This window comes from Marinobacter suaedae (assembly GCF_030519635.1).
In the GTDB taxonomy this organism is placed as follows: Bacteria; Pseudomonadota; Gammaproteobacteria; order Pseudomonadales; family Oleiphilaceae; genus Marinobacter; species Marinobacter suaedae.
The window spans coordinates 979,397-1,003,330 of sequence record NZ_JAUMIS010000001.1 but is presented as its reverse complement, the minus strand read 5'-3'; the positions used below and the strand labels follow the sequence as shown (position 1 = coordinate 1,003,330).

Here is a 23,934-nt window from a genome sequence, read left to right as displayed (position 1 = left end):
ACACTGTGCGTTTTTACAATCACTTACGCCGAACCGGAACTGTTATGCCGCAACGCTATATCAAGAAGATTCTCGATGCGCGGGTTTATGATGTTGCCAACGAGACACCCCTGACGGAAGCTCGTAGTTTGTCCAAGCGCTTTGCGAACAATATTTTTCTCAAGCGCGAAGACCTTCAGCCGGTGTTTTCTTTCAAGATTCGCGGCGCCTACAACCGGATTGCCCAGTTGTCAGAGGAGCAGAAGGCGCGGGGGGTGATCTGTGCCTCGGCTGGTAACCATGCCCAGGGCGTGGCGCTGGCGGCCAAGAAACTGGGCATCAAGGCGGTGATTGTGATGCCCCAGACCACGCCGGAAATCAAGGTGCGGTCGGTACGTGATCATGGCGCCAAGGTGGTGCTCAAGGGCGACGCTTTCGATGAGGCCGCAGCCCACGCCCAGGAGCTGTTGCAAAAACACGGCTACACCTATATCCCGCCCTACGATGATCCCGATGTGATTGCCGGGCAGGGCACTGTGGCCATGGAGATCATGTGGCAGTTCAGCAAGCCAATTCACGCGATCTTTATCTGTGTCGGTGGTGGCGGTCTGATTGCAGGCATGGCGGCCTACATCAAGTATCTGCGTCCCGAGGTGAAAGTCATCGGTGTGGAGCCGGAGGATTCCAACTGCCTGCAAGCGGCCATGCAGGCGGGCGAACGGGTGGTGCTGGACGAAGTGGGCATCTTCGCCGACGGCGTGGCGGTGAAGCAGATCGGCGAATACCCGTGGGAGATCTGCAAGGATCACGTGGATGAAGTTATCACCGTGTCCACAGATGAAATCTGCGCAGCCATCAAGGACGTGTTTGAGGACACCCGCTCCATTGCCGAACCTGCCGGAGCGTTGGGTGTCGCCGGTATCAAGAAATACATCGAGCGTGAACAGATCGAAGGCGAGAATCTGATTGCCACTCTCAGTGGTGCCAACATGAACTTTGATCGCCTGCGGTACGTGTCCGAGCGCACCGAGGTGGGCGAGAAGCGCGAGGCCATTCTGGCGGTCACCATTCCGGAAAAGCCGGGAGCGTTCAAAACGTTTATCAACGCGCTGCACAAGCGCAACATCACCGAGTTCAACTACCGTTATTCGGACTCTGCGGAAGCAACCATCTTTGTTGGCGTGCAGATTGAGGCGGGTGGCCATGGTCGTGAGGAACTGGTTCATGACCTGCGGGAAACGGGCTACGGCGTTATTGACCTCACCGATAGTGACCTAGCCAAGCAGCACATCCGCCATATGGTGGGCGGCCATGCGCCGAATATTGGCGAAGAGCAGGTATTCCAGTTCGAGTTTCCCGAGCGCCCGGGCGCGCTGATGAAATTCCTCAGTTCTCTGGGTACCCGCTGGAACATCTCCATGTTCCATTACCGCAATCACGGAGCGGCCTACAGTCGAGTGCTGCTGGGTGCTCAGGTGGCGGCTGATGAAGTGTCCGATTTCGAGAAGATGCTCGACAAGGTTGGATTCCGCTACGAAAACATGACCGATAACGATGCCTACCGGCTGTTCCTGGGCGCTGGCAACGGTAAGGGGTAAGTGGCGTCAGGCGGGGCAGGGGGGTAGTCAAAAAATTACCGCTCTGTAACCCGCCAAGAATTGCCAATGTGAAGATACGTGTTAATCTTTGTTTTAATTCTGAGAAGTTTCTGTAGCTTACTGTTTTTCAGATAATTCTAATCACAAAAATCTGAAGGAAGCACGCACCATGGGCGCCAAGCCTGACATCATCAAGGCCATTGTGCTGATCTTTGCCGTAGGGCTGGTTATCAGTGGCTTCACATCCATCGAGTTTTCCGAAAAGGCATCAACCGCGCAGGCGGGCCTGGGACCAGTGACACTTCAGTCTGTCGAGGATCGCCTGAATCGGTAACGTTGTTGGTCGGTGACCACGCCGTGCAGGGGAATGTCCCAGGGTTCGATGGGCAGTCGGTCAACGCGCTGGAACTCGTGAGCCAATCCAATCAGCTTCGGAGCCATTGCCGGTCGTAAGCGGCTGAAGGCAAAGGTCCGGTCGTAGAACCCTCCACCCATGCCAAGGCGGCCGCCTTTGGCATCGAATCCCACCAGTGGAAACAGAACCGCATCCAGGGCCCAGACGGGCCGGGTCATCTGCGGCTGAAACGTCGGTTCCGGTATGCCAAACCGGTTCGGAAACAGTTTCGTCTGTTCATCAAATCGCATGAAACTCAGTTTGCCATCGTGAATCGGATGCAAAACTGGCAGGTAAAACTGTCCCTGCCTCCGGTGAGCCATTTGCATGAATATGCGCGGGTCTATCTCGCCATCGTTGGGCAGATATATCGCAATGTGTTTTGCCCGAATCAGGTCGGGATGGGTCAGCAGGTTAAGGGCCAAGTTGTTGGCGGCATCCCGCTGGGCGTTGGCGGTCAGGGAGCGTCGCTGACGGCGCAAAGACTTGCGCAACTGGGCGCGGTTTGGCTTGTCCGGATGATCGTCAAACGGTTGGGGCGTGGTGAGGTGAGTCAAAATAAAGCTTCCGGGGCTGCTCTGATTCGGTTGCCCCTGAATGCAAGGTTCAGGGATTGGCTGATTGTGACGCTTCAAAGTGTCTTCAGGATCGGTTTTCCAGTCGTTGTTTGTGATTTGTTTCATAAATTTGAAACATAAATCGGAGCGTGATCCCGCTAAAAGCTCCTGATCAATAGTGTGAGCTATTTTTAGTTTAATAGAACACGGTAGAGAATAAGAAAGAAGTACGTTAGAGAGGAATATATGTTTGCAAGTATTCGCATGACATTCGGCTTTAACGCTGCATTAAAAGCTCTTGGCATTGATCCGGCGAAGATTGATTTATCGTTCCGAAGGTGCGTTCAAAGCATGGCACTTGAGGAAGGATACAATGCAAAGGAGGCGGCTACCTTCATGTTCTATCAGCTGCCCTTGGGGAGAGTTCCCCTGGATACTGAGTTAAAGATGTTGGCTTGGGTCTCTCAAGGGAAAATGGGATCGGACGTTATTGAGAAAGCCCAGCGCGCCGAAATTCAAGTCATGCTCCCATTGGAGGAAGTTGGGCATTTGGATCTAAGCCGTTAGAAGTTCCGTTTGCTGTGGCTACCAGATCCCAAAACTCAACTGTTAGGTTTCTTGAGGCGACTTGTTGTGCACGAGAGAGGTGCTGGCGCTGAGATCTACCGCTGGCTTTGACGCACTGAACCCTACCTTTTGTGCCAGTTCAGTGTTGAGTGCAGGCCGTAAATAACCGCTTTTGATTAACTGGTTGAAAAATAAGCTTCCCGGGCTGCCGTTGTCGGATGTGGCCCTTGAACCCAAAGTTCAAGGTCGGTGGCCGCTGTGACATATTAGGCTTTCCCCTTGTGGGGACGTGCTCACAATGCCCTGAAGTAGCCACCTGGGTAGTGCGCATCGGCTCGAGGACGTATCCGACCCGTCGAACAGCCCAGGAAGTTGGGATCATTATACGGGTAGCCCCCGGGCTTGATGCAATAGCTGTTTCGGGAAGCCTCGATGCACACAAACTATTGGCGGTTATTCGGAAGGCTTGCCGAGCGCGCTGTCGAGTTTGCTGTCCATGGACTCGAGAATGGATTTGGTAGCCCCGGACATGCTGTCCTGTTCAAGCAGCTCGTGGGTGATGTTGAGCGCCGCCATGACCGCAATGCGCTCGGTACCGAATACCTTGCCGCTGGCGCGGATTTCACGCATTTTCTTGTCCAGATGCTTGGCAGCCCGGGTCAGCGCGTCTTGTTCTTCTTCCGGGCAGGCGACGAGGTATTCCTTGTCGAGAATTTTGACCTCAACGGTGGTGGGTTCCTGAGACATCAGTGGTGCTCCAGCGCCCGCAGGCGGCCAATCATGGCTTCGATCTTGTTCTTGGCAAGATCATTCTTCTGCATCAGTTGGGCTCGCTCCCGATTCCAGTCGTCCTGAAGCTGTCGCAGGGCAGCGTTGTCTTGCTCCAGTTTCTGGCAGTGTTCAATCAGCTTGTCCAGCTTGTCCGCTAATGCTTGTACATCGGACTGTTCCATTATACGTCCAGCATTGTTGTTGAGGATGCAACTAACTATAAGTTGGTACGCTAAGTCGGTCAATTTACAGGAAGGTTAAAGACTTGGCGCCGTGACTCCCGTCACTCGCCAGGTGCACTTCCCAGTGTGATCGAGCGGCTTCGAAACCAGGCTCCAAGCGCCGGAATGAGCCCAACCAGCCCCGCGACCACCGGAACGGCAGCCAGCAGCATCCATTCGGACGTGTTCAGTGGGCGCAGGCGAATCTGCAGGCCGTATTGGCTCTGTAACCAGGGGCCAAGGGCTGACGCCAGCAGGGCGCTGAGCGCCAGGGCGAGGGCGCAGGCAACAAGACCCAGCACGACGCACTCGAAAACCTGGAGTGCGGCAATGAGGCGGGGGGATGCTCCGGTGGCCCTCAGAATCGAGATTTCATGGGCGCGCTGCGCCTGAATCGAGAGCAGAACGGCCACCAGTCCGATAAAGCTGGTGATAATTACCAGTCCGGTGATGGCCAGGAGCACGTTTTCGAACTGCCCCATCAGTCGCCAAAGCTCGCTGAGTGCCACGCCCGGCAGGATGGCCGATAGAGGCTCCCGGTTGAACTGGTTGATGTCGCGCTGAACCTGGAATGTCAGCAGGCGCTGTTTCAGGCCCGCGTATGCTGCCGAGAGGTTCGAGGGAGTCAGGTCCCGCTCGGATGCCTGATCCGGCGTGAGGGTGCGCCCCGGGATGGCGACGCCGGACTCCCACCCCACATGCATGGCTTCGATGCCGGCCAGGCTGACGTAGACTGCCTGGTCCACTGGCGTTCCGGTGCTTTCCAGAATGCCGGACACTGTGAACGGTGTTTGTTCGTGGTTGGAGAAACTGGTTCGTCCGGCGCCATGGGACAGCACGATGCTATCCCCGGTGGCGTGTCCGAATTCCCGGGCGACCCGGGCGCCCAGAACCACTTCGAACACGCCCTCAAACCAGCGCCCCTCGCCAAGCTCCAGAGCGGTGCCCTGGCCGTACTGGAAATGCTCCAGGAAGCGGGCGTCGGTGCCCACAACGCGGTAGCCCCGATAGGAATCTCCAAGAGAAATGGGGATCAGCCAGTCAATGCGGGCGTCGTCCTCAAGGCTCTGGAAGGTGTCCCAACTCACATTGTTGGTGGGGTCGCCGATATGGAACACGGTGTACAGCAACAGGTTCAGTTGGCCGCTTCGCGCACCGATAATGAGATCCGTGCCGCTGACGGTGCTGGTGAAGGAGTGCCGGACTTCGGTGCGCAAATACTGGATGCCCAGCAGCAGCGAGATGCTCAGGGTCAGTGTCAGACACACCAGTGCCAGTACCCGGCGCCGATGCCACAGGCTGGCCAGGGCCAGCGATAGCGTCAGGCGAATGTTCATGCGTGGCCTCCGGACAGCTCTACCCGATGGTGAAAATGGCTGGCGAGCCGATGGTCGTGGCTGACAAACAGGACCGAGGTGTTGCGTTTGTCGGCCAGGTTCAGAAGCAATTCCAGGAAACGGTCGCGGTTGTCGGTGTCCAGGGCCGATGTGGGCTCGTCGGCCAGGATGACACCCGGAGCGCCAATCAGGGCCCGTGCGGCCGCGACCCGTTGCTGCTGGCCAATGCTGAGCTGGGTGACCTTTCGGTGCCACAGGCCTTCGGGAATGGCTAGGGCTGAAAGTAATCGGTGCGCCTCTTCGTCCGTGTTTGGCGCTGTGGCCTTGCTGCGCAGCTTCGAGAGCGAGCAGGGCAATGTGACGTTGGCCAGCACGGTCAGGTAAGGCACCAGATTGAACTGCTGGAAAATCACTCCCAGGTGGTTGGCCCGAAAACGGTCCCGGGCACTGGCCGGCAAAGCGGATAGCTCGGTTCCCAGTATCGTGACGCTGCCAGTGACGGGCGCCAGCATGCCGGACAACAGGCTCAGAAAGGTGCTCTTTCCAGCGCCGCTTGGTCCATGCAGAAACAGATGCTCGCCAGCCAGCAGGTGGATGTCAGGGAACGCCAGAGGCTTTTGTCGGGGCTGCCACTGGAATTCCAGTGATCGGGTCTGAATGGCCAGGATTTCCGTGTCACTTGCCGGTTGAGGGTCTGGCTGTGTCCTGATCTTCATGTTCGAGCGTGTTCGCCTCGTATATGATAGGGACGATCGTGTTATCGAGTTGTCCTTCGCATTGTGGAGATTGCCGTGTTTTTATTCCGGATGCCAAAAAACCAGACGTTTATCATTGTGGCCTTGTTGCTGGCTTTTGGTCTTGGGCTGCCGTCGGCAAGCCGCGCCGAAGTCCCGGAAATTGACTGGCTGGAACTGATGCCCGCCGAGGATCTGGCATTGCTGGAAAATCTGCCAGAGGTAGAGCACGAGGGCGATGGCCCGGCATTGCTGCCGGATGAGATCATGACTGGCCGGGTCGTGCCGGAGATGAATAACACCGAAGGGCGTATTCCCGGTTTCGTCGTACCCCTGAAAACCACCAACGACATGAAGATCCTCGAGTTCTTCCTGGTTCCGTACTATGGCGCCTGTATTCATGTGCCGCCACCCCCGCCCAACCAGATCATCCACGTTCGTTACCCGGAGGGGTTCAAGCTGCAAGCCCTGTACGATGCCGTCTGGGTGGAAGGCAAACTGGTGATCGACCGCACTGAAAACGATCTGGGTACCTCCGCTTACTCCATCGAAGCTGAGTCCGTCACCCTCTACCAGCAGTAAATCAGGGGTTCAGTTCAGGCGGATGCTCTGCTGAGGATCGGTCAGCACCGTGCCCCCTTGCCCTGTGGGCGTTACCCACATGACATCCAGTTCTTCCAGCCCCGGATACTGCTTGAGCAGCGGCGTTGTCAGTTCCGGGGCGTTACCCGTACCCGGGCAGTCGAGTGTCTGGCTGACCTGGATGTCACTGTGTTCACCATCGTGATACTGGTGCCCGGCGTATGAGTCTACATCCGGCTCAGATGCCTTCAGGGTGCAGGTACCACTCGGGGTGTTGAGCAATGGGGTGGCGCTCAGCCACTCCGTTACCACGCGGACAACCGTTTTCTCTTCCTCGGTGTGGGCGGTGTGCTCAAAGCCGAGCAGATTGCCTGCCGGCGACGAGAACACAATGTCCACCTGCGAGTTTTCAATGACGAATTGAAGCGTGCCATGCCCATGAACATGGGGCGCTTCGGAGGCTGCCATCGCCGTGCCAGAGCCGAGGATGGTGGTCACGCAAAAAGTGGCTAGAAAACGGGATGGTGCTGGTCGTTTCATCGATGGATCTCGGTTGCTTTTGCAATGTTATAACATTTTGCATGGGGCGGAGATAAACGCAAGCGGTTCGTGTTTTAAAGGCCCGTGAATGCTAGGATAGAGCCACCATTCAACAACACAGGATTGTCTTGGTTCATGTCAGAAACCGATACTTCCGGTGCCGCCCGCGCGGCCGAATTTGAGCGCTGGGCAAACGTATTTACGGCGCACCAGGCCTTCAGTCATCCCTCCGAGTTGCACGGAGCCCTGTGCGGTCGCCTGGCCACAGGCTCGCGAATCCAGGAGGCAGACTGGCTGGCGATGGTCTGCGAGCACATGGGCTTGCCGGAACAGGCCGTCGAGGATTCCGAAGACCTCGCACCGTTCATGAACAAGGCTTACCAGCAGGCGCTGGCGCTGCTGAGCTCCGCGGACATGAGTTTCCACCCCCTGCTGCCAGACGACGACTACGCCATTGAACAGCGGCTTGAAGCGCTGATTGCCTGGGTGCGGGGTTTCCTCGAAGGTATGGCGCTTACCGCCGGCGCCTCCCTGGGGGAGGCACCGGATGAAATTCGTGAGCTGATCGAGGATATGGTGGCGATCAGCCAGTTGGCCGAAGACGAAGAAGCCGACGAGGAAAGCGAGCAGCAATTGCTGGAAATCACCGAGTACGTCCGGTTGGGCGCGCTGGCGGTGTTCACCGAGTTCAACGCGCCGCCGAAACCGGAGTCCGGTTCCCCGACCCTGCACTGATCCCCGTTCATCATCACTGGAGACCCTATGTCATCCATTGTTCCCGTCAAGGAGTTTGCCGCGCGCCGTCGTAAGCTGATGGACGTTATGGCGCCGGACAGCATTGCCATTTTGCCCGCCGCGCCTGAGCGGGTGCGCAACCGGGACGTCCTGCATCCGTATCGGCAGGACAGCGATTTCTTCTACCTGACCGGGTTTGACGAACCTGACGCGGTGCTGGTGCTGATTCCGGGGCGTGAGCACGGCGAGTCCGTCCTGTTCTGCAAGGAGCGGAACCCGGAAAAGGAATTGTGGGATGGTTTCCTCGCTGGCCCCGAAGGCGCCATCGAGCGCTTTGGTATGGACGATGCGTTTCCGATTTCCGATATCGATGACATCCTGCCGGGCATGCTGGAAGGCAGGAGCCGGATCTATTATCCGCTGGGCAAGGATCATCAGTTCGACACCCGGGTGATGGACTGGGTGAAGAGCCTGCGGGCGAAAGTACGGACCGGGGCCCATCCTCCCGGTGAGTTTGTGTCCCTGGAGCACTTCCTGCACGACCTGCGTCTGTTCAAGAGCGCCAACGAGATCAAGGTAATGGCCAAGGCGGGAGAAATCAGTGCCGAGGCCCACTGTCGTGCCATGAAACGGGCCCGCAAGGGTGGTTTCGAATATCACCTGGAAGCTGAGCTGATCCATACGTTCATGGAACATGGCGCCCGTTCCACCGCCTATCCTTCGATCGTCGGCGGTGGTCCCAACGCCTGCATCCTGCATTACATTGAAAACCGCGCGCCCCTGAAAGAGGGTGACCTGGTGCTGATTGATGCCGGTTGCGAATACCAGTGCTATGCCTCGGATATTACCCGCACTTTTCCGGTCAGCGGCAAGTTCAGTCCGGAACAGCGGGCACTCTACGAGGTGGTGCTGGCAGCCCAGTACGAGGCCATCGATGCGGTGCGCCCCGGAAACCACTGGAACCACTCACACGAAGCCGCCTTGCGGGTGCTGACCCAGGGCCTGATTGACCTGGGCCTGCTCAGCGGAACGGTGGAGGAAGCCATTGCCGGGGAAGCCTACAAGCCCTTCTTTATGCACCGTACAGGCCACTGGCTGGGCATGGACGTTCACGACGTGGGCGACTACAAAGTGGGTGATGCCTGGCGCCAGCTCGAGCCGGGGATGGTGCTGACGGTCGAGCCTGGTCTGTATATTGCGCCGGACAATACCGATGTGGATGAGAAATGGCGTGGTATCGGGATTCGGATTGAAGACGATGTGGTGGTGACTAAGGATGGGTGCCGTGTTCTGACCGACGGGGTACCCAAAACCATCACCGAGATTGAAGCACTGATGGCGGACTGACCCTGTGGACCGTTTGGATACGGACGTAATCATTGCCGGTGGTGGCCTCGCGGGGGCAACCCTGGCCCTCGCCCTGTCTCGGGTGCTGCCGTCTCTGAAGGTGACGGTGGTGGAAGCCTTCCCGTTATCCACCGATGCCCTGCCAGAGGATTACCAGCCCAGTTACGATGCCCGTTCCACGGCACTGGCCTGGGGCTCTCGCCTGATTTTCGAGGAGCTTGGGCTGTGGGACCGCTTATCCGAACACGCTACACCGATTCGGCGGATTCATGTGTCTGACCGGGGCCGATTCGGTGCCACCCGCCTGAGCGCAGAGGATCATGGCCAGCCGGCGCTGGGCTACGTGGCTGACAACCGCTGGATGGGCTTGAGCCTGATGCGTGAATTGCAGGCCACAGCTGTCCAGTGGAAAGCGCCGGCAGAAGTGCTGGGAATGACACCGCAGCCGTATGGCGTTTCCGTGGCGGTGAAAACCGGCGACAAGGTGGCTCAGATGTCGGCGCAGTGTCTGGTGGTAGCCGATGGCGGGCGTTCCGGCCTGAGGGAATCTCTGGGCTTCCAGGCACGGCACGAAGACTATGGACAGAACGCACTGATCGCCAACGTGTCCACCAGTGACAGTCACCAGTTCACCGCCTTTGAGCGATTTACCGACGCCGGCCCCATGGCGTTGTTACCCGGTGGCGCACCCGATCGTCCCGGTAATCAATCCGCGCTGGTCTGGACACTCACCGACCAGGCATTGCAAGCGCTTATTAAGCTGGATAGCGAATGTCGATGCCAGCGGTTGCAGGATCGGTTCGGCTGGCGCCTCGGGCGATTCACCCGGATGGGCGAGCTCAGCCACTACCCCCTCAAGCTGACCACCGTGGCAGAACCCGTTCGGCCCGGCGTGGCCCTGGTGGGCAATGCAGCCCATACCCTGCACCCAGTCGCGGGACAGGGATTCAACCTGGCCCTGCGAGGCCTGATGACGCTGGTGGAACAATTCCGCTCGGCGATTCAGCAGGGGCGTTCGCTGGGCGATCTGGGCGTACTCGGCGGCTATCAGCAGGCGCACCACCAGGACTGGCAGCAAACCGTTCGTTTTTCCGATTCGTTGATTCGTATCTTCGGGCAGGCTCCCGCTCCGCTGGCAGCTGCCCGGGATGCCGGACTTGTGGGGCTGGATCTTTTGCCGGGGGCCAAACGCTGGTTTGCCCGGCGCGCCATGGGCATAGGAGGGCGAAAACCTTTGATCAGCGGCCAGGGTGCTTTTGCGGAAGGGGAGTCTGCAGGGAATGAGTGAGACCCGGAGCCTGGATATTGTGGTGGTCGGCGGCGGGATGATCGGTTCCGCGTTGGCGCTCGGGCTGTCACGGCAGGGGTGGCAGGTAGGGATGGTGGAAACCAGCGAGCGTAAATTCCTGATCAGTCCCCCTGAGCCGGCAAGCGGCGTCGAGGGGTTTGAGCCCCGGGTGAGTGCTATTTCGGCCGCCAGCCAGAGATTACTGGAAAACCTGGGTGTTTGGTCGACGGTGCAGTCGACCCGGCATTGCGGCTACCGGCAGATGACGGTCTGGGACGGCGATGGTACCGGACGGATCAACTTTGATGCCGCGGAACTGCATGCGCCGGCCCTCGGCACGATTGTCGAAAATCGCCATGTCGTCAGTGCCCTGTTCAGGGCGCTGGAAAACAGCACGGTTGAGATAGTGGATGGCACTTCGGTGACCGCGTTTTCCCAGCAGGGAGACGTTCGTCGCCTTACCCTGGCGGATGGAAGCTGCCTTGAGTCAAAACTGGTGGTGGCGGCCGATGGCGGCAATTCCAGGCTGCGCCAATGGGCCGGGCTGCCGACCCGCGAATGGGATTACGGGCAGGAAGCCATCGTCTGCACGGTCCGGACCACCCAAAGCCATCGATTTACGGCCTGGCAGCGCTTCTCGCCGACGGGGCCGCTGGCGTTCCTGCCCCTGCTGACGGAATCCGGGGACGATCACTACTGCTCTATCGTCTGGTCCCAGGATACGGCCGAGGCCCGCCGTCTGATGGCCCTCGATGATGGCGCATTCCGTGCCGAGCTCGAGGACGCCATTGAACGGGAGTTGGGTGCCGTGGAGGATATTTCCCGGCGCTTCAGTTTTCCCCTGCGTCAACGCCATGCGAAAGACTACGTGGCTGTCGGGGTGGTGCTGGTTGGCGATGCCGCCCACACTATCCATCCGTTGGCTGGCCAGGGTGCTAATCTTGGTTACAGCGATGTCCGGGTTTTGCTGGAGGAACTGTCCGGCGCCAGAAGGGCTGGCCTGAGCCCGGACGAGGCTCTGGTTCTGGCGCGTTATCAGCGCCGCCGGAAGGCCGACAATCTGGCCATGATGACCGCTATGGAAGGCTTCAAACAATTATTTGCGCGGGATGAGCTGCCCCTGCGCTGGCTGCGAAACGCCGGGATGCGGTGGTTGGACACACTGGGTCCGATCAAACATCGGATTGCGGCTGAGGCCATGGGACTGAGTCGCTAGCACACTTAACCCCTCTGCTGTTAAGGATGTTCAACTATGGCTGCAAGCAGTCTGCTCGTACTGATTGATGACATCGCCACGGTGCTTGACGATGTCGCCCTGATGACCAAAACAGCTACCAAGAAAACCGCCGGGGTGCTGGGCGACGACCTGGCCCTTAACGCCCAGCAGGTCGCGGGGGTGAAACCGGCCCGTGAGCTGCCGGTGGTATGGGCGGTGGCCAAGGGCTCCATGAAGAACAAGGCGATCCTGGTGCCGGCAGCACTGGCGATCAGTTTCTTCGTGCCCTGGTTGGTGACGCCTCTGTTGATGCTTGGTGGCGCTTTCCTGTGCTTCGAGGGCTTCGAGAAAATTGCGCACAAGTTTCTTCATCGGGAAGAGGATGCGGCCCACAAGAAGGATCTTCACGAGGCGCTGAAAAATCCCGAAGTCGACATGAGGGCTCTGGAGCAGGACAAAGTCAAAGGCGCCATCCGGACGGATTTCATCCTGTCCGCCGAGATCATTGCCATTACCCTGGGTACTGTCACCGATCAGACGATCGGCATGCAGTTCGCGGTGCTGACGGTGGTGGCCATCATGATTACCGTTGGCGTTTACGGCTTGGTGGCTGGCATCGTGAAGCTGGATGATGGTGGTCTTTATTTGAGTCAGAAAGAGGGCGCATTCACCCAGGCAATAGGTCGAGGCATCCTCTGGCTGGCACCCTACATGATGAAAACCCTCTCCATCCTCGGCACCATCGCCATGTTCCTGGTAGGCGGTGGCATTCTGACCCACGGTTTGCCGCCGGTGTATGACGCCATTCACCACTTCGCCGAAGGGTTTGGTGGCCTACTGGGCGCCATTCTTCCGACCTTGGGGGATGGGCTGTTTGGTCTGATTGCCGGGGCGATTCTGGTGGCCGTGATTACCCCGCTGCAGAAACTCTGGGCAGCGCGCTCGGCCTGAACTAGAGACAGGCGTCGAACAGTCGGCTGACCAGCACCGGTACTGCGGTTTCAACGCGCAGAATTCGCCGGCCCAGATGAACAGCCTGGCAGCCGGCTTCTTCCAGTTTTCCGACTTCGTAGGGGGTGAAGCCCCCTTCGGGCCCCACGCAGAGGACAGCGGCCTCCGGCAGGTGTGTCGGGCAGGGTACTTCGGTGCCCGGGTGGGCCACGAGGGCTCGTTTGCCAGCCAGCAGGGCGGGTAATTCATCCTCCACAAAGGGTTTGAAGAGCTTGCGGATATGCACCCGCGGCATGACCGTGTCCTTGGCCTGTTCCAGCCCTAATGTGAGGTTGTCCAGAAGGCTCTGTTCGGACAGCCAGGGGGTTTGCCAGAAGCTCTTTTCCACCTTGTAGCTGTTGATCAGCCAGAGGTCTTTCACACCCAGGCTGGCGCAGGTTTGCAACACCCGTCGAAACATCTTGGGCCGGGGCATGGCGAGAACCAGGGTCAGCGGCAAGGGTGGGGGCGGCGATTGGTCCAGGGTGACGGTCAGTTCGGCTTCGGTGTCCGACAGGCGGATCACTTCACCGGTGCCCATGGCGCCGTCTACCCTTCCAACCGCTATCTGGTCACCGGCTTTGACCTTGATCACCGAGTGCAGGTGAGCAAGGCGACGACCGGTCAGTTTCACCCGATCAGACGCCGTGAAATCCTCGTCAAACAGTAATGCCAGGTTCATTGACCGCTGGACTCATCCGGCTGCGGTTCGTTGACCTCGCGTTTGGCGAGCCGCCCAAAGAGAATACCGAACTCGAACAGTATCCACATGGGCACGGCCAGCAGCGTCTGGGAAATGATGTCGGGCGGGGTCAGCAGCATGCCGATGATGAAGCAGCCGACAACCACGTAGGGACGCTTGGCCGCGAGGCTTTCCGGCGTGGTGGCGCCCGTGAGAATCAACAGCACGGTGGCCACCGGTATTTCAAACGCCACCCCGAAGGCAAAGAACATTTTCAGGACGAAATTGAGATAACTGCTGATATCGGGTAGCTCCACAATTCCGTCGGGCCCGATCGCCGTGAAGAATCCGAACACCAGAGGGAACACCACGTAGTAGGCAAACGCGGCTCCGGCGTAGAACAGGATGACCGAGGTAAACAGCAACGGGAAGGCCAGCCGCTTTTCGTGGGCATAGAGACCGGGTGCCACGAAACTCCAGATCTGATAGAGGATGAACGGAATGGCGACGAATACCGACAGAACCAGTGCCAGTTTCAGCGGTGCGAAGAAGGGCGAGGTGACATCCGTGGCAATCATGGTCTGGCCGACCGGCAGCAATTCCCTCAGAGGGTCGGAGATCCACAGGTAGAGGGGGTTGGCAAACGGGTAGATCGCTGCAAAACAAATCACCACGGCGAGCGTCATTTTCAGGAGGCGGCCGCGCAACTCCAGCAGGTGCTCAACGAGTGGCATTTCCGATTGTTCAGGGGGGTGCTTGCCCTCTGGCTTGGCTGTCATGAATGCTTATCCGACGATCCTGACTTCCGGCCCGCAGAAGGTTCTTTGGCCGGCTCTGAAGGTTTGCTGGTGTCCGGGGATGGCGTCCCTTGGCTCGCGGGTGGTGCTAGCGGGTTTTCCGGTGTTTCGCCACTGGTCCGGCGGGTTGCCGGTGCTGAGCTGGGGGCTTCGATCTCACTGTCCGGCAGGATCATGTGTTCGTATTGTTTGGCCTCATTCAGGGCATCGCGCACCGTTTTCTGCACATCGCCAAGACCCACATCGCCCGCCTTGCGAAGTTCTTCGCGCAGTTCATCCGCCTTCAGCTGCCGGTCCAGTTCCGATGTGAACTGGCCGACCATGCGGCGCGCAGCACCGACCCATCGTCCGGCGGCTCGTGCCGCAGTGGGCAGGCGCTCGGGACCCAGAATGAGCAGGGCAATGACCGCGCAAATGATCAGCTCGAGAAAGCCAATATCGAACATTCAGCGTGGTCTCAGCTGTGGGACTGGTCCCGTGGCTTTTCTTCCGCTTTGGCCTGCTGCTGCGGCTGGGCGCTCTCTTCGATGGCGTCCTTCTCGGAAGGTTTGCTCTCTTCGTCATTCATGGACTTCTTGAATCCACGAATGGCGCCACCGAGATCGCTTCCGATGTTGCGCAGTTTCTTGGTTCCGAACAGCAGGATAACGATGCCAAGTACGATAAGGAGTTGCCAGATACTGATACCCATCACGGGACCCTCGCTTTTTGGTTTCTGCTTTTTATTATGGCACGTTATCAGATAGATGGGCTGATAACACGCATGTAATTACTGACTTTTCCGCGCGGCCTTTTCTTCCAGTCCCGACAGGTCAAAGCGTCGGGCCAGTTCTTCGAGAATATCCTGTGGCCCGAGGCCGAGGTTGGACAGCATGACCAGGCTGTGGAACCACAGGTCTGCAGTTTCATAAACCAGCTCCGAGGTGTCGCCGGACTGCTCGGCGTCCTTGGCGGCCAGCAGGGTTTCTGTACACTCTTCGCCCACCTTCTCAAGGATCTTGTTCAGACCCTTGGCGTGCAGGCTGGCTACATAGGAAGTGTCCGGGTTGGCAGCCTTGCGTTGCTCCAGCACCTCAGCCAGTCGTTCCAGTACGTCACTCAACGTCTGTGCTCCTTATAATTTACCGTAAATGGCATCGGGATCCTTGATCACCGGCTCCACGCTGATCCACTGGTCGCCTTCAAGGGTGCGATAAAAACAGCTCTTACGACCAGTGTGACAGGCGATGCCGCCTTTCTGTTCCACTTTCAGCAGGATGACGTCTTCGTCGCAGTCCAGCCGGATGTCTTTTACCAGCTGCTGGTGGCCGGAACTCTCGCCTTTGCGCCAGAGCCTGGCCCGGGAACGGGACCAGTAGATCGCCTGGCCTTCCTCTGCGGTCAGGCGCAGGGATTCGCGGTTCATCCAGGCCATCATCAGGATGTCACCGGTTTCGGCGTCCTGGGCAATGGCCGGGACCAGTCCGTCGTCGTTCCAGCGGATCGCGTCCAGCCAGTCAGTGGTGTTGACGTTATCGGGTGAATCTTTCATTTCCATGAATCCTGAGCCAATGAGTTAGCGGCTGCCACGCAGAATGACCAATCCTGCTGCCGCCAGCAGGCCCCAGCTCCAGGGCGGTGCCTGTTCTACCCAGATGCGGGCTTCGGGCAGGGAAACCAGGACCGCGGCGGCAACCAGCGCGGAGGCTGTCAACCCCCGTCGCCATCGGCGATCGGTGCGCTTTTGCTGTTCCCGGAGTAGCTCCAGTGTAGCCTGATTCTGTTGCTCGGTGGGCCCCGCCTGGCGCAGCTGAAGCAGCGCGTCGTGCACCAGTTGCGGCATTTCCGGCGATTGCTCCAGCCAGGACGGCAGGTGGCTCTGCAGGGATTTGAACAGGCCGGATGGACCAATGCGTTTACGCATCCAGTCTTCCAGGAAAGGCTGTGCGGTACTCCACAGGTCCAGGTCCGGATACAGCTGGCGACCCAGGCCTTCCACGTTCAGCAGGGTTTTCTGCAGCAGTACCAGCTGGGGCTGCACTTCCATGTTGAACCGGCGGGCGGTCTGGAACAGGCGCAACAGGAAATGTCCGAAGGAGATGTCCTTCAGCGGCCGTTCAAAGATGGGTTCGCACACGGTGCGGATGGCGGCTTCAAACTCGTTTACCCGGGTATCCGGCGGTACCCAGCCGGATTGAATGTGCAGTTGCGCCACCTGACGGTAATCCCGACGGAAGAAGGCCAGCAGGTTGCGGGCAAGGTAGCTCTGGTCGTCCGGTGCCAGGGTGCCCACGATGCCGAAATCGATGGCGATGTACTTGGGATCTGCCGGATTGGTGGTGTCCACGAAAATATTGCCCGGATGCATGTCGGCGTGGAAGAAACTGTCCCGGAAGACCTGGGTAAAGAAGATTTCTACGCCTTTTTCCGCCAGTACTTTCATGTCGACACCCGCCGCCTTCAGGGCAGGCACATCGGCAATGGGAATGCCGTGGATGCGCTCCATGACCAGCACAGATTTGCGGGTGTAATCCCAGTCGATGGCCGGGATATAGATCAGTGACGAATTCTCGAAATTGCGCCGTAACTGGCTGGCGTTGGCGGCCTCGCGCTGCAGATCCAGTTCGTCGTGGATAGTGCTGTCGTAATCGGCGACCACATCGACCGGATGCAGCCGTTTGCCTTCGGACCAGTATTTTTCCAGCAGCCCTGCCATCAGGTACATGAGCGCCAGATCCTGGCGGATCACCTTTTCGATACCGGGGCGCAGAACCTTCACCACGACCCGCTGGCCGGAGGGCAGGGTGGCACCGTGCACCTGGGCGACCGAAGCCGAGGCGAGCGGGTCCGCCGTGAACTCAAGAAACAGCTCCGACACCGGCGCACCGAGGGAGGATTCGATAATCTCCCGGGCGACGTCACTGGAGAACGGCGGAACCCGGTCTTGCAAGTGTTTCAGGGACTCGGCCATGTCGTCCGGCAAAAGATCGCGCCGGGTGGAGAGAATCTGTCCGAACTTGACGAACACCGGCCCGAGCTCTTCCAGCGCCAGACGAAGACGGTCGCCACGGCTCAGTTTGGGCTTGGGGAACAGGTGCCAGGGCGCCAGAAGAAACACAATCTTGAGCGGTGCAGGAAGTTCCGCCAGGGGCAAAAACGTATCCAGCCGGTAGCGGCAGAATACCCAGGCAATTCGGAACAGGCGTTGCAGGCGGGTCACGGGTTCTCCGGTTCGTCGGTGTCGGCTCGGTTCTCGAGGTGGTTCAGTCTTGCTTCCAGGCGTTCGGTGCGCAGGTGCAACTGGTCGATGTCCCCGAAGGTGGCTTCCAGTTCACGTCGTCCGGGCAGGCTGCGGCTTTCCTCGTGCAGGTATTCTTCAATATTGGCGTTCAGTGCGCTGACGGCGTTTTGGCTCCAGCTGACGGCACTGCGAATGCGTGTGCCCAGAAAGTGAGCCGGTACATCGCCCAGATACCGGGCCATGGCCGCTTCCCAGTCCGGATTTAGCTGGTGGATGGCGCGCTGAATCTGATGGGCCAGCCCCATGTCGCCATCGACGCCAAGCCGGCCATCGCCGAACACCTTGTCGTCACCAATGGCCAAAGCGGCGAACGCAATGGGCTTGCCGCTGATGCTCAGGGCCGGCTGCTCTGCCGGCTGGCTGCTCACACTCACGCGTTCCCCAACACGAGACAGGGAATAAGTCAGGGGCACGGGGGCGGTGACATGAATGTTCACCGGCGCTGTTAGGGCATCCAGCAGCCCCTGTCGGCCAGCCGGGTCCAGCTCCAGGGTGTGGTTCAGTCCGCCCTCAATGATGGCCGTTATGGCACTGAGCAGAGTAGGGCCGGGAAACATCAGGGCTTGATTCCCACGTGCAGGGCAACGATGCCGCCGGTCATGTTGTAATACTTGCAGTTCACCAGGCCGGCGGTTTCCATCATGCCTTTCAGGGTGTCCTGGTCCGGGTGCATGCGGATGGACTCCGCCAGGTACTTGTAGCTTTCGCTGTCGCCGGCAATCATCTGGCCCATCAGCGGCAGGGCATTGAACGAGTAGGCGTCGTACACCTTGCTCAACAGCGGATTACTGGGCTTGGAAAACTCCAGGATCATCAGCTTGCCGCCAGGCTTGAGCACCCGGGCCATGTCCCGCAGGGCCTGGTCCTTGTCGGTGACGTTACGCAGGCCAAAGGCGATCGACACGGCGTTGAAGGTGTTGTCCGGGAATGGCAGGTGCTCTGCGTCGGCCTGAACATACTCGATGTTGCCGGCGTAACCCCGATCGGTAAGGCGGCTGCGCCCGACCTGCAGCATGGAGGCGTTGATGTCTGCCAGCACCACCTTGCCGGTGGAGCCCACCAGATCGGAGAACTTCATGGTCAGGTCGCCGGTGCCTCCGGCAATGTCCAGTACCTGGTGGCCCGGGCGAACTCCGGACAGTTCGATGGTAAAGCGCTTCCACAGCCGGTGGATGCCCATGGACATCAGGTCATTCATGAGATCGTACTTGCCGGCAACGCTGTGGAAGACCTCGGCAACGCGGCCCGCTTTCTGGTTCTTGGGCACATTGCTGTAGCCAAAGTGGGTGAGGTCGTTCGGTTCCTCGGAGGTCTGGGCCTGATTGCCTTGCGGTTGCTGCTCACTCATGAAAACTATCCTGTCAGATTTCCAAACCCCGTATTCTAACGGCTGAGGGGGTGGCTACAAGCTTAAACCGGCCTTACACTTACATTCCCCCTATTTTGCGAGAGAAATTCGACCTATGTCCGTTATCGACGTTCATCGTCCGCACGCCCTGGATCGGGAACACGCCCGAGAAGTGGCGGAAACCCTGGCGCAGGATTTGTCCCAGCAGTTTGACGTCAATTACCGGTGGGACGGCGATGTGATGGAGTTCAAGCGCAGTGGTGTGAAAGGGCACCTGAACATCAGCCCGTCGGACCTGCACGTGCACCTGGAACTCGGCATGCTGTTGCGACCGTTCAAGCACAAGATCGAACAGGAGATTAACTCCCAGCTCGATCAGATTATTCAGGTCTGATTCTTTACCAGGCTTCTGCTCTCACAGGTCGCCCGGTAGCGTGAACGGGTCCGGGTGACCCTGCAGGATATTCTCCATCACCCGGGTTTCCCGCCTCACCAGTCGCCGTATCAGGATTTCGACGTTGTCCATCTGCCGAAAGGCGCTGTATCCCCGATGCAGGAAACTGTGAAGGTCCTCCAGACCGGCCATCTCGGCAGGCGTCTTGCCGATTGAGAGCAGCCAGCCGAGGGTGCGATTGCGCACATAGCGTTCCAGCTGCAGGCCAACGTCTTCAACCAGGTCAATCTGGCGCTCCCTCAGTTCCGGTTGCCGGCTCAGGCGGTAGGCCTCGCAATACGCTTCTGCGGATAGGTCAGTTGCCAGCATGTCGTGGGCTGTCAGGTACTCAGTCAATTCCAGGTCCAGTTGCTGGGTGACAAGGTTGAGTTCCACTAGACCGGCGAGGGTATCGAGCTGGCGTTCCGGTAGCCATTTCACCATCTTGGGAAACACCCGGTCGATGTTGTCATCCCGCTGAGTCATGGAGGTGGGGGCGTAGAGGTCGGTCAGCAGAAATTCCAGGCCGATGTGGTAGCCCGGGTGTTCGTAGAGGTCCTGATGAGTGGCTTTCAGGCGCTGGGCCTGCCAGTCGGTGACGCGGTAGGTGTCGTCCAGCAACGGGTGTTGCTTCTTGTGCTGGCGGAAGTCGTGATAATCGATCAGCAGCCGCTGAAGACGGCGGGCGCCATCCGATGAAACCTCGGTGTCGACAAGGCGCTGACGATACATGTGCTTCTGCTCCGTTACTTCCTTCCTTTAAACGACGCCAGTGTAACGAAGCAGGGCGCCGGAGGCACCTTATGCCTGGCTGGCGGCCGGCAGGGTGTCGAAGCCGGGTATCCAGTCCTTGCTGTCCAGCGTGATGAAGTGACTGGGTGCTTCGGTTTCCACAATCCTCATGGTGGTGGGACTCTTGCGGGCGCTGGCCAGCATGGCATTGCGGTCCAGGATGCGGTCTACGGCGGGGATCAGGAAGGTGCCATGACGTACATGGCTGTAGACACTGGTGTCTGTGCGTGCCATCCAGTCCATGATGTTTTCAATGTTGCGGACGATGGTCAGGTGGTCCTTGGTGGCCGAGAACAGGCTGCTGAGCAGCTGTTTCTTGCGCGGGTTCATCTTGCCGAAGAAGGTCTGGCCATAAGCCGATGAGGGTGCGCTGTTGATCAAACGAACCACCCAGGGCCACATGCCATGACTGACGGGTTCGAGCAGGGTGGTGACCAGCGCGTGCAGCTTGCCTTCCGGCAGTACCGGAGCTTCCAGCACCACCTCGACCTCATCGTAGAGTTCCGGCCACTGTTTGATCGCTTCCAGTATCACTGCGCCGCCACGGGAATGGCCGTGGATGCGAATGTTCCGGGTGGAGGGTAGGTTGGCCAGGGCCTGGTTGAGAATGGCGGCATCGTATTCGATGGTGCCTTCCAGTCGCTTGATGGGCACCGACCAGTCCGGTTTTTCCGGCGTTACGCCATTGACCGGTATATGGTAATTGCTGCAGGTCAGCAGGATCAGTTCGGTGGTGGGACCTTCGTAGGCTTGGGTGAAGTAGCAGTGGTTTTCAAGGAAGCCATGTACGCCAATGACTGTCTGTTCCGCCCGGCCGCTGTGATTGCGGACGGACACAGCCCCTTTGCCAACGCGGAAAACTTTGCCGGAAAACATTTCCGAGTAGGCGCTGTCGATCGGCTTGATCAGTTTGCGAACATGGCTCGCTTTCATAATCAGTGCTCCTGTCCAGCCTGCGAGTCGGTCTGTTATTGGTGTTGGAACCTGCTGGTGGCCCTGTTGTACTCCGAACCGGTCACACTGTTATTGACGCTGGGAACCTTACTTACGCTGCACCCCAGCCAATCGATGACTCTTTTCGGCAGTGATTACCTTCTCACTGTAGCCTGTTTTCCGTAAAGAATTTAACGGTTATTAACGTGTAGCGTTCTGTAAGCTTGTGCATCAGCAGCTTATGGAGCCGTTGTACTATGTCTGGCGTCTGGCACAATGCAGTGTCCGTAACGCACTCGCTATCTTTCACTTGTCCGGGGAATTCCAGGTTTGAGCCACAAGCATTCGCATTTGATGCAGCCTGCCGATTCGGCCTGGTTGGCCCTGGAACGACCTGAAAATCCGATGACCATCACCGTCATGATGCGGGTTGATGGTTTGACTGCCCCCAGGCTACGCGAGTTCCTGAGAGTGTACTGGATGGCGTGGGAGCGCTTCCGTTATCGGCCGGTCAAACGCTCATCGGTCTGGCACTGGGAAGCTGACCCGGTATTTGACCTGAAGCACCATCTGGATGTGGTGATCGATCGTTTTACCCCGGATCAACTGCAAGACTGGGTTTCCGCCCGACTCAATCAGCCGCTGACCCTGTATCGTCCCCTCTGGAAATTCTGGCTGGCCCCCAGGGCCGAGGGCGGCGCGGTTCTGCTACTGCGCATGCATCACTGTTACGCCGATGGGATCTCCTTGCTTGGTCTCTTCAACAGCCTGTGTCCTCCCTCGCCACTTCAGCACCCGGCCATTTATGGCGCGCCGGAAATGCCGGAGCTGGGGCGTTGGGCCGATGCCGCCAAAGCCTGGTTGGATCGGCTGGTGGCCGGGGAGAAAACAGCGGTGTCGAGCGAACAGGTCGGGGCCGGGGTAGCGGGGCAGACAAGTCAGTACCAGCAGGCCGCACGTCTGCTGGAAAGAACCGCCCAGCAGGGGCTCAAGCTGGTGCATGAAGTCAGCGAGTTCCTGGCAGAGCCGGAGGATACCCCGTCGGATCTGCGGCGCGACCTGCTTGGCCGTCGCCATTGCCGATGGTCCGAGCCCTTGCCACTGGATCACTTCCGGTCGGTGGCCAGGGCCACCAATGTCACCATTAACGATGTGTTGCTCAGTTGCGTGGCCGCTGCCGTGCGTTCCCGGCTGGGGCTGACAGAGGAAGAGCTGGATGATGCCACCCTGCACGCAGCCGTGCCGGTGGATATTCGCGACCGTTTGCCGGAGGAGTTGCAGCCGGAACCCGGCATGCTGGGGAATTATTTTGGCACCGTGTTCGTGCCGCTGCCGGTGGATGGTGAAAGCGCCCTGGAGCGGCTGTTCCGGATCAAGCATGAAACCCGGCGCCTGAAGAAAAGCTGGCAACCGGGCATTGCTTGGGGGCTGGCCGCCAGCGCCTCGGTGATTCCGGAGCCCTGGCGCGACCCTGTTGCCGAGGTGTTCTACCGCAAAGCCAGCGCGGTGGTATCCAATGTGCCTGGTACGCCGGAACCCCGTTATATCGCCGGCTGTCGGATCAGGGAACAGATGTTCTGGGTGCCACAGGCCGGCAGCATCGGCTTGGGGGTGAGTATCATCAGTTACGCCGGGCAGGTGCAATTTGGCGTCGTGGCGGATGAGGCAGTGCTGAGTGACCCGGATGATTTCCTTGAAGACTGCCTGCGAGAGCTTGACCAGTATTCCACATTCGTTGCCTCTCAACGCAACCGCTAGTCTCGCGCTTCACTAAAGACTGTAAAAATGTTTACATTTTGTTGGCGGTCTTTGCATTAGACTGACCGGCAACGCAGCACGGCCTTTCCTCGCCCCGCCCCGAAAAATTTATTAAAACCATCGGCGCTGGATGCCTGCATCAAAAACAACAATGTCCGGAGTATCCCCGTGGAATCCAGTCCACTTATCTCGATTGGCTTGCCCGTTTCCCTGTTCATCATCATGGTCGGTATTGGACTGACTCTGACCCTGCGGGATTTTGGCCAGGTGACCCGCAACCCGAAAAGCATTCTGGTGGGCACTGCCGCCCAGATCCTGGTGATGCCGCTGGCGGCTTTTGCCATTGCCCAGATGTTGGGTCTGGCCCCGGCCCTGGCAGTGGGGCTGGTGATTATTGCCGCCTGCCCGGGCGGGACTACCTCCAACCTGTTTGCACTGCTGGCCCGGGCCAATATCGCTCTGTCGATACTGCTGACGGTCTCGGCCAGCCTGATTACCATCCTGACCCTGCCGCTGTTCACCAACTTTGCGTTGCAGACCTACATGGGAGAGGGCGCCGACATTACCCTCCCAGCGGGTAAGACCATTGCCATGCTGGTGGTGATCGTCCTGCTGCCAGTGGCCCTCGGAATGATTATACGCACCCGGGCACCGCAGGCGGCCCAGAAAGCCGAGAGCATTGTCAGTATCTTTGGGGGTGTGGTGTTGCTGGCGTTGATCGTGGTGATTCTCTGGGGTGCCAGGGATCGACTGCCGACCCTGATCTCCCAGGCCGGTCCTGCCGCTTTCCTGCTCAATCTGGCGGGCCTGATCGTGGGGCTTGGACTGAGCCGCCTCGCCGGTTTGTCCCAGCGGGAGTCCCTGGCGGTGGCCATCGAGCTGGGTATCAAGAACGGTACGATCGCGCTGATGGTGACCCTGACCCTGCTGGAATCCAGCGACATGTCGGTGCCCGCTGTGATCTACAGCATCATGATGTACGGTTTCGGGGCAGTATTGATCGGTCTGGGCCGGAAGCTGGTGCCTGCGCACCAGTAGGAGTAGGCCGGCTCCCG

At 59.0% G+C, this 23,934-nt stretch carries 29 protein-coding genes and 1 other RNA gene; 12 read left to right on the top strand and 18 right to left on the bottom strand.

The window, feature by feature from the left end; translation table 11 throughout:
* The first annotated feature begins 44 nt into the window (after window positions 1–44).
* Both ilvA and QVZ43_RS04650 read left to right on the top strand, forming a co-directional pair.
* On the top strand, window positions 45–1,577 hold the full coding sequence (gene ilvA / locus QVZ43_RS04655) for a threonine ammonia-lyase, biosynthetic (protein ID WP_223794650.1): 1,533 nt from the start codon (window positions 45–47) through the stop codon (window positions 1,575–1,577).
* Window positions 1,578–1,746: 169 nt separating this feature from the next.
* Window positions 1,747–1,911, top strand: a complete 165-nt coding sequence (locus QVZ43_RS04650) for a hypothetical protein (protein ID WP_223794649.1) — start codon at window positions 1,747–1,749, stop codon at window positions 1,909–1,911.
* On the opposite strand, the gene QVZ43_RS04645 is transcribed toward QVZ43_RS04650, so the two are convergent.
* Window positions 1,881–2,528 carry a 5-formyltetrahydrofolate cyclo-ligase gene (locus QVZ43_RS04645; protein ID WP_420890886.1) on the bottom strand — a complete coding sequence of 216 codons (648 nt, stop codon included), beginning with the start codon at window positions 2,526–2,528 and terminating at the stop codon, window positions 1,881–1,883. The genes QVZ43_RS04650 and QVZ43_RS04645 overlap by 31 nt on opposite strands.
* A gap of 246 nt (window positions 2,529–2,774) precedes the next feature.
* Here QVZ43_RS04645 and QVZ43_RS04640 point away from each other — a divergent pair, with 246 nt between their 5' ends.
* Window positions 2,775–3,095: a hypothetical protein gene (locus QVZ43_RS04640; protein WP_302909046.1), complete on the top strand. Its 321-nt coding sequence runs from the start codon at window positions 2,775–2,777 to the stop codon at window positions 3,093–3,095.
* A 193-nt stretch (window positions 3,096–3,288) separates the two neighbouring features.
* Here the strand turns inward: QVZ43_RS04640 and ssrS are convergent.
* The 5 genes from ssrS to QVZ43_RS04615 form a co-directional block, all read right to left on the bottom strand.
* A non-coding RNA gene (gene ssrS / locus QVZ43_RS04635) (6S RNA) lies at window positions 3,289–3,469 on the bottom strand.
* A gap of 79 nt (window positions 3,470–3,548) precedes the next feature.
* Window positions 3,549–3,842 (bottom strand): cell division protein ZapA, encoded by a 294-nt coding sequence (locus QVZ43_RS04630; protein WP_223794646.1) that lies wholly within the window; start codon window positions 3,840–3,842, stop codon window positions 3,549–3,551.
* Complete coding sequence (locus tag QVZ43_RS04625) at window positions 3,842–4,048, bottom strand: TIGR02449 family protein (RefSeq protein WP_223794645.1); 207 nt, start codon at window positions 4,046–4,048, stop codon at window positions 3,842–3,844. Before QVZ43_RS04625 ends, QVZ43_RS04630 begins: the two co-directional genes overlap by 1 nt.
* Before the next feature lie 101 nt (window positions 4,049–4,149).
* On the bottom strand, window positions 4,150–5,424 hold the full coding sequence (locus QVZ43_RS04620) for an ABC transporter permease (RefSeq protein WP_302909045.1): 1,275 nt from the start codon (window positions 5,422–5,424) through the stop codon (window positions 4,150–4,152).
* Window positions 5,421–6,140 (bottom strand): ABC transporter ATP-binding protein, encoded by a 720-nt coding sequence (locus QVZ43_RS04615; protein ID WP_302909044.1) that lies wholly within the window; start codon window positions 6,138–6,140, stop codon window positions 5,421–5,423. The genes QVZ43_RS04620 and QVZ43_RS04615 overlap by 4 nt, the downstream gene beginning before the upstream one ends.
* A gap of 90 nt (window positions 6,141–6,230) precedes the next feature.
* Here QVZ43_RS04615 and QVZ43_RS04610 point away from each other — a divergent pair, with 90 nt between their 5' ends.
* Window positions 6,231–6,740 (top strand): DUF3299 domain-containing protein, encoded by a 510-nt coding sequence (locus QVZ43_RS04610; protein WP_411722675.1) that lies wholly within the window; start codon window positions 6,231–6,233, stop codon window positions 6,738–6,740.
* Window positions 6,741–6,749: 9 nt separating this feature from the next.
* On the opposite strand, the gene QVZ43_RS04605 is transcribed toward QVZ43_RS04610, so the two are convergent.
* Complete coding sequence (locus tag QVZ43_RS04605) at window positions 6,750–7,280, bottom strand: ZrgA family zinc uptake protein (RefSeq protein ID WP_302909043.1); 531 nt, start codon at window positions 7,278–7,280, stop codon at window positions 6,750–6,752.
* A 135-nt stretch (window positions 7,281–7,415) separates the two neighbouring features.
* On the opposite strand from QVZ43_RS04605, the gene QVZ43_RS04600 reads away from it, so the two are divergent.
* From QVZ43_RS04600 to QVZ43_RS04580, 5 genes are read left to right on the top strand one after another with little or no spacing between them, the layout of a single operon-like run.
* Window positions 7,416–8,015, top strand: coding sequence for a UPF0149 family protein (locus QVZ43_RS04600; RefSeq protein WP_223794641.1), 600 nt, complete (start codon window positions 7,416–7,418; stop codon window positions 8,013–8,015).
* Window positions 8,016–8,042: 27 nt separating this feature from the next.
* Complete coding sequence (pepP, locus tag QVZ43_RS04595) at window positions 8,043–9,362, top strand: Xaa-Pro aminopeptidase (protein ID WP_302909042.1); 1,320 nt, start codon at window positions 8,043–8,045, stop codon at window positions 9,360–9,362.
* Between the two features lie 4 nt (window positions 9,363–9,366).
* Window positions 9,367–10,650 (top strand): 2-octaprenyl-6-methoxyphenyl hydroxylase, encoded by a 1,284-nt coding sequence (ubiH, locus tag QVZ43_RS04590; RefSeq protein WP_302909041.1) that lies wholly within the window; start codon window positions 9,367–9,369, stop codon window positions 10,648–10,650.
* Window positions 10,643–11,866 carry a UbiH/UbiF/VisC/COQ6 family ubiquinone biosynthesis hydroxylase gene (locus QVZ43_RS04585; protein ID WP_302909040.1) on the top strand — a complete coding sequence of 408 codons (1,224 nt, stop codon included), beginning with the start codon at window positions 10,643–10,645 and terminating at the stop codon, window positions 11,864–11,866. Before ubiH ends, QVZ43_RS04585 begins: the two co-directional genes overlap by 8 nt.
* Window positions 11,867–11,902: 36 nt before the next feature.
* Window positions 11,903–12,817 (top strand): DUF808 domain-containing protein, encoded by a 915-nt coding sequence (locus QVZ43_RS04580; protein ID WP_302909039.1) that lies wholly within the window; start codon window positions 11,903–11,905, stop codon window positions 12,815–12,817.
* A gap of 1 nt (window position 12,818) precedes the next feature.
* On the opposite strand, the gene QVZ43_RS04575 is transcribed toward QVZ43_RS04580, so the two are convergent.
* From QVZ43_RS04575 to ubiE, 9 genes are all read right to left on the bottom strand, one after another.
* Window positions 12,819–13,538, bottom strand: coding sequence for a 16S rRNA (uracil(1498)-N(3))-methyltransferase (locus QVZ43_RS04575; RefSeq protein ID WP_223794636.1), 720 nt, complete (start codon window positions 13,536–13,538; stop codon window positions 12,819–12,821).
* Window positions 13,535–14,317: a twin-arginine translocase subunit TatC gene (gene tatC / locus QVZ43_RS04570; protein ID WP_223794635.1), complete on the bottom strand. Its 783-nt coding sequence runs from the start codon at window positions 14,315–14,317 to the stop codon at window positions 13,535–13,537. The genes QVZ43_RS04575 and tatC overlap by 4 nt, the downstream gene beginning before the upstream one ends.
* Window positions 14,314–14,781, bottom strand: a complete 468-nt coding sequence (gene tatB, locus QVZ43_RS04565; protein ID WP_223794634.1) for a Sec-independent protein translocase protein TatB — start codon at window positions 14,779–14,781, stop codon at window positions 14,314–14,316. The genes tatC and tatB overlap by 4 nt, the downstream gene beginning before the upstream one ends.
* 11 nt (window positions 14,782–14,792) lie before the next feature.
* Window positions 14,793–15,026 carry a Sec-independent protein translocase subunit TatA gene (gene tatA / locus QVZ43_RS04560; protein WP_223794633.1) on the bottom strand — a complete coding sequence of 78 codons (234 nt, stop codon included), beginning with the start codon at window positions 15,024–15,026 and terminating at the stop codon, window positions 14,793–14,795.
* 78 nt (window positions 15,027–15,104) lie between these two features.
* Window positions 15,105–15,437, bottom strand: a complete 333-nt coding sequence (locus tag QVZ43_RS04555; RefSeq protein WP_302909038.1) for a phosphoribosyl-ATP diphosphatase — start codon at window positions 15,435–15,437, stop codon at window positions 15,105–15,107.
* A 12-nt stretch (window positions 15,438–15,449) separates the two neighbouring features.
* Entirely contained in the window at window positions 15,450–15,866 is a 417-nt protein-coding gene (gene hisI / locus QVZ43_RS04550) for a phosphoribosyl-AMP cyclohydrolase (protein ID WP_302909037.1), read from the bottom strand.
* Window positions 15,867–15,890: 24 nt separating this feature from the next.
* Window positions 15,891–17,534 (bottom strand): ubiquinone biosynthesis regulatory protein kinase UbiB, encoded by a 1,644-nt coding sequence (gene ubiB / locus QVZ43_RS04545; protein WP_302909036.1) that lies wholly within the window; start codon window positions 17,532–17,534, stop codon window positions 15,891–15,893.
* On the bottom strand, window positions 17,531–18,172 hold the full coding sequence (locus tag QVZ43_RS04540; protein WP_223794629.1) for a ubiquinone biosynthesis accessory factor UbiJ: 642 nt from the start codon (window positions 18,170–18,172) through the stop codon (window positions 17,531–17,533). Before QVZ43_RS04540 ends, ubiB begins: the two co-directional genes overlap by 4 nt.
* Window positions 18,172–18,963 carry a bifunctional demethylmenaquinone methyltransferase/2-methoxy-6-polyprenyl-1,4-benzoquinol methylase UbiE gene (ubiE, locus tag QVZ43_RS04535; protein WP_302909035.1) on the bottom strand — a complete coding sequence of 264 codons (792 nt, stop codon included), beginning with the start codon at window positions 18,961–18,963 and terminating at the stop codon, window positions 18,172–18,174. Before ubiE ends, QVZ43_RS04540 begins: the two co-directional genes overlap by 1 nt.
* Window positions 18,964–19,078: 115 nt before the next feature.
* Here ubiE and QVZ43_RS04530 point away from each other — a divergent pair, with 115 nt between their 5' ends.
* Entirely contained in the window at window positions 19,079–19,357 is a 279-nt protein-coding gene (locus tag QVZ43_RS04530) for a polyhydroxyalkanoic acid system family protein (RefSeq protein ID WP_223794627.1), read from the top strand.
* A gap of 21 nt (window positions 19,358–19,378) precedes the next feature.
* On the opposite strand, the gene QVZ43_RS04525 is transcribed toward QVZ43_RS04530, so the two are convergent.
* Both QVZ43_RS04525 and QVZ43_RS04520 read right to left on the bottom strand, forming a co-directional pair.
* Entirely contained in the window at window positions 19,379–20,128 is a 750-nt protein-coding gene (locus QVZ43_RS04525) for a DUF8198 family protein (RefSeq protein ID WP_223794626.1), read from the bottom strand.
* Window positions 20,129–20,197: 69 nt separating this feature from the next.
* On the bottom strand, window positions 20,198–21,121 hold the full coding sequence (locus QVZ43_RS04520) for an alpha/beta hydrolase (protein WP_302909034.1): 924 nt from the start codon (window positions 21,119–21,121) through the stop codon (window positions 20,198–20,200).
* Window positions 21,122–21,451: 330 nt separating this feature from the next.
* Between QVZ43_RS04520 and QVZ43_RS04515 the strand changes: the two genes are divergently transcribed.
* Entirely contained in the window at window positions 21,452–22,879 is a 1,428-nt protein-coding gene (locus QVZ43_RS04515) for a WS/DGAT domain-containing protein (protein ID WP_302909033.1), read from the top strand.
* A 168-nt stretch (window positions 22,880–23,047) separates the two neighbouring features.
* A complete protein-coding gene (locus QVZ43_RS04510; protein WP_302909032.1) occupies window positions 23,048–23,917 on the top strand; it encodes a bile acid:sodium symporter family protein in 870 nt (289 codons plus the stop codon).
* The last annotated feature ends 17 nt before the right edge of the window (window positions 23,918–23,934 follow it).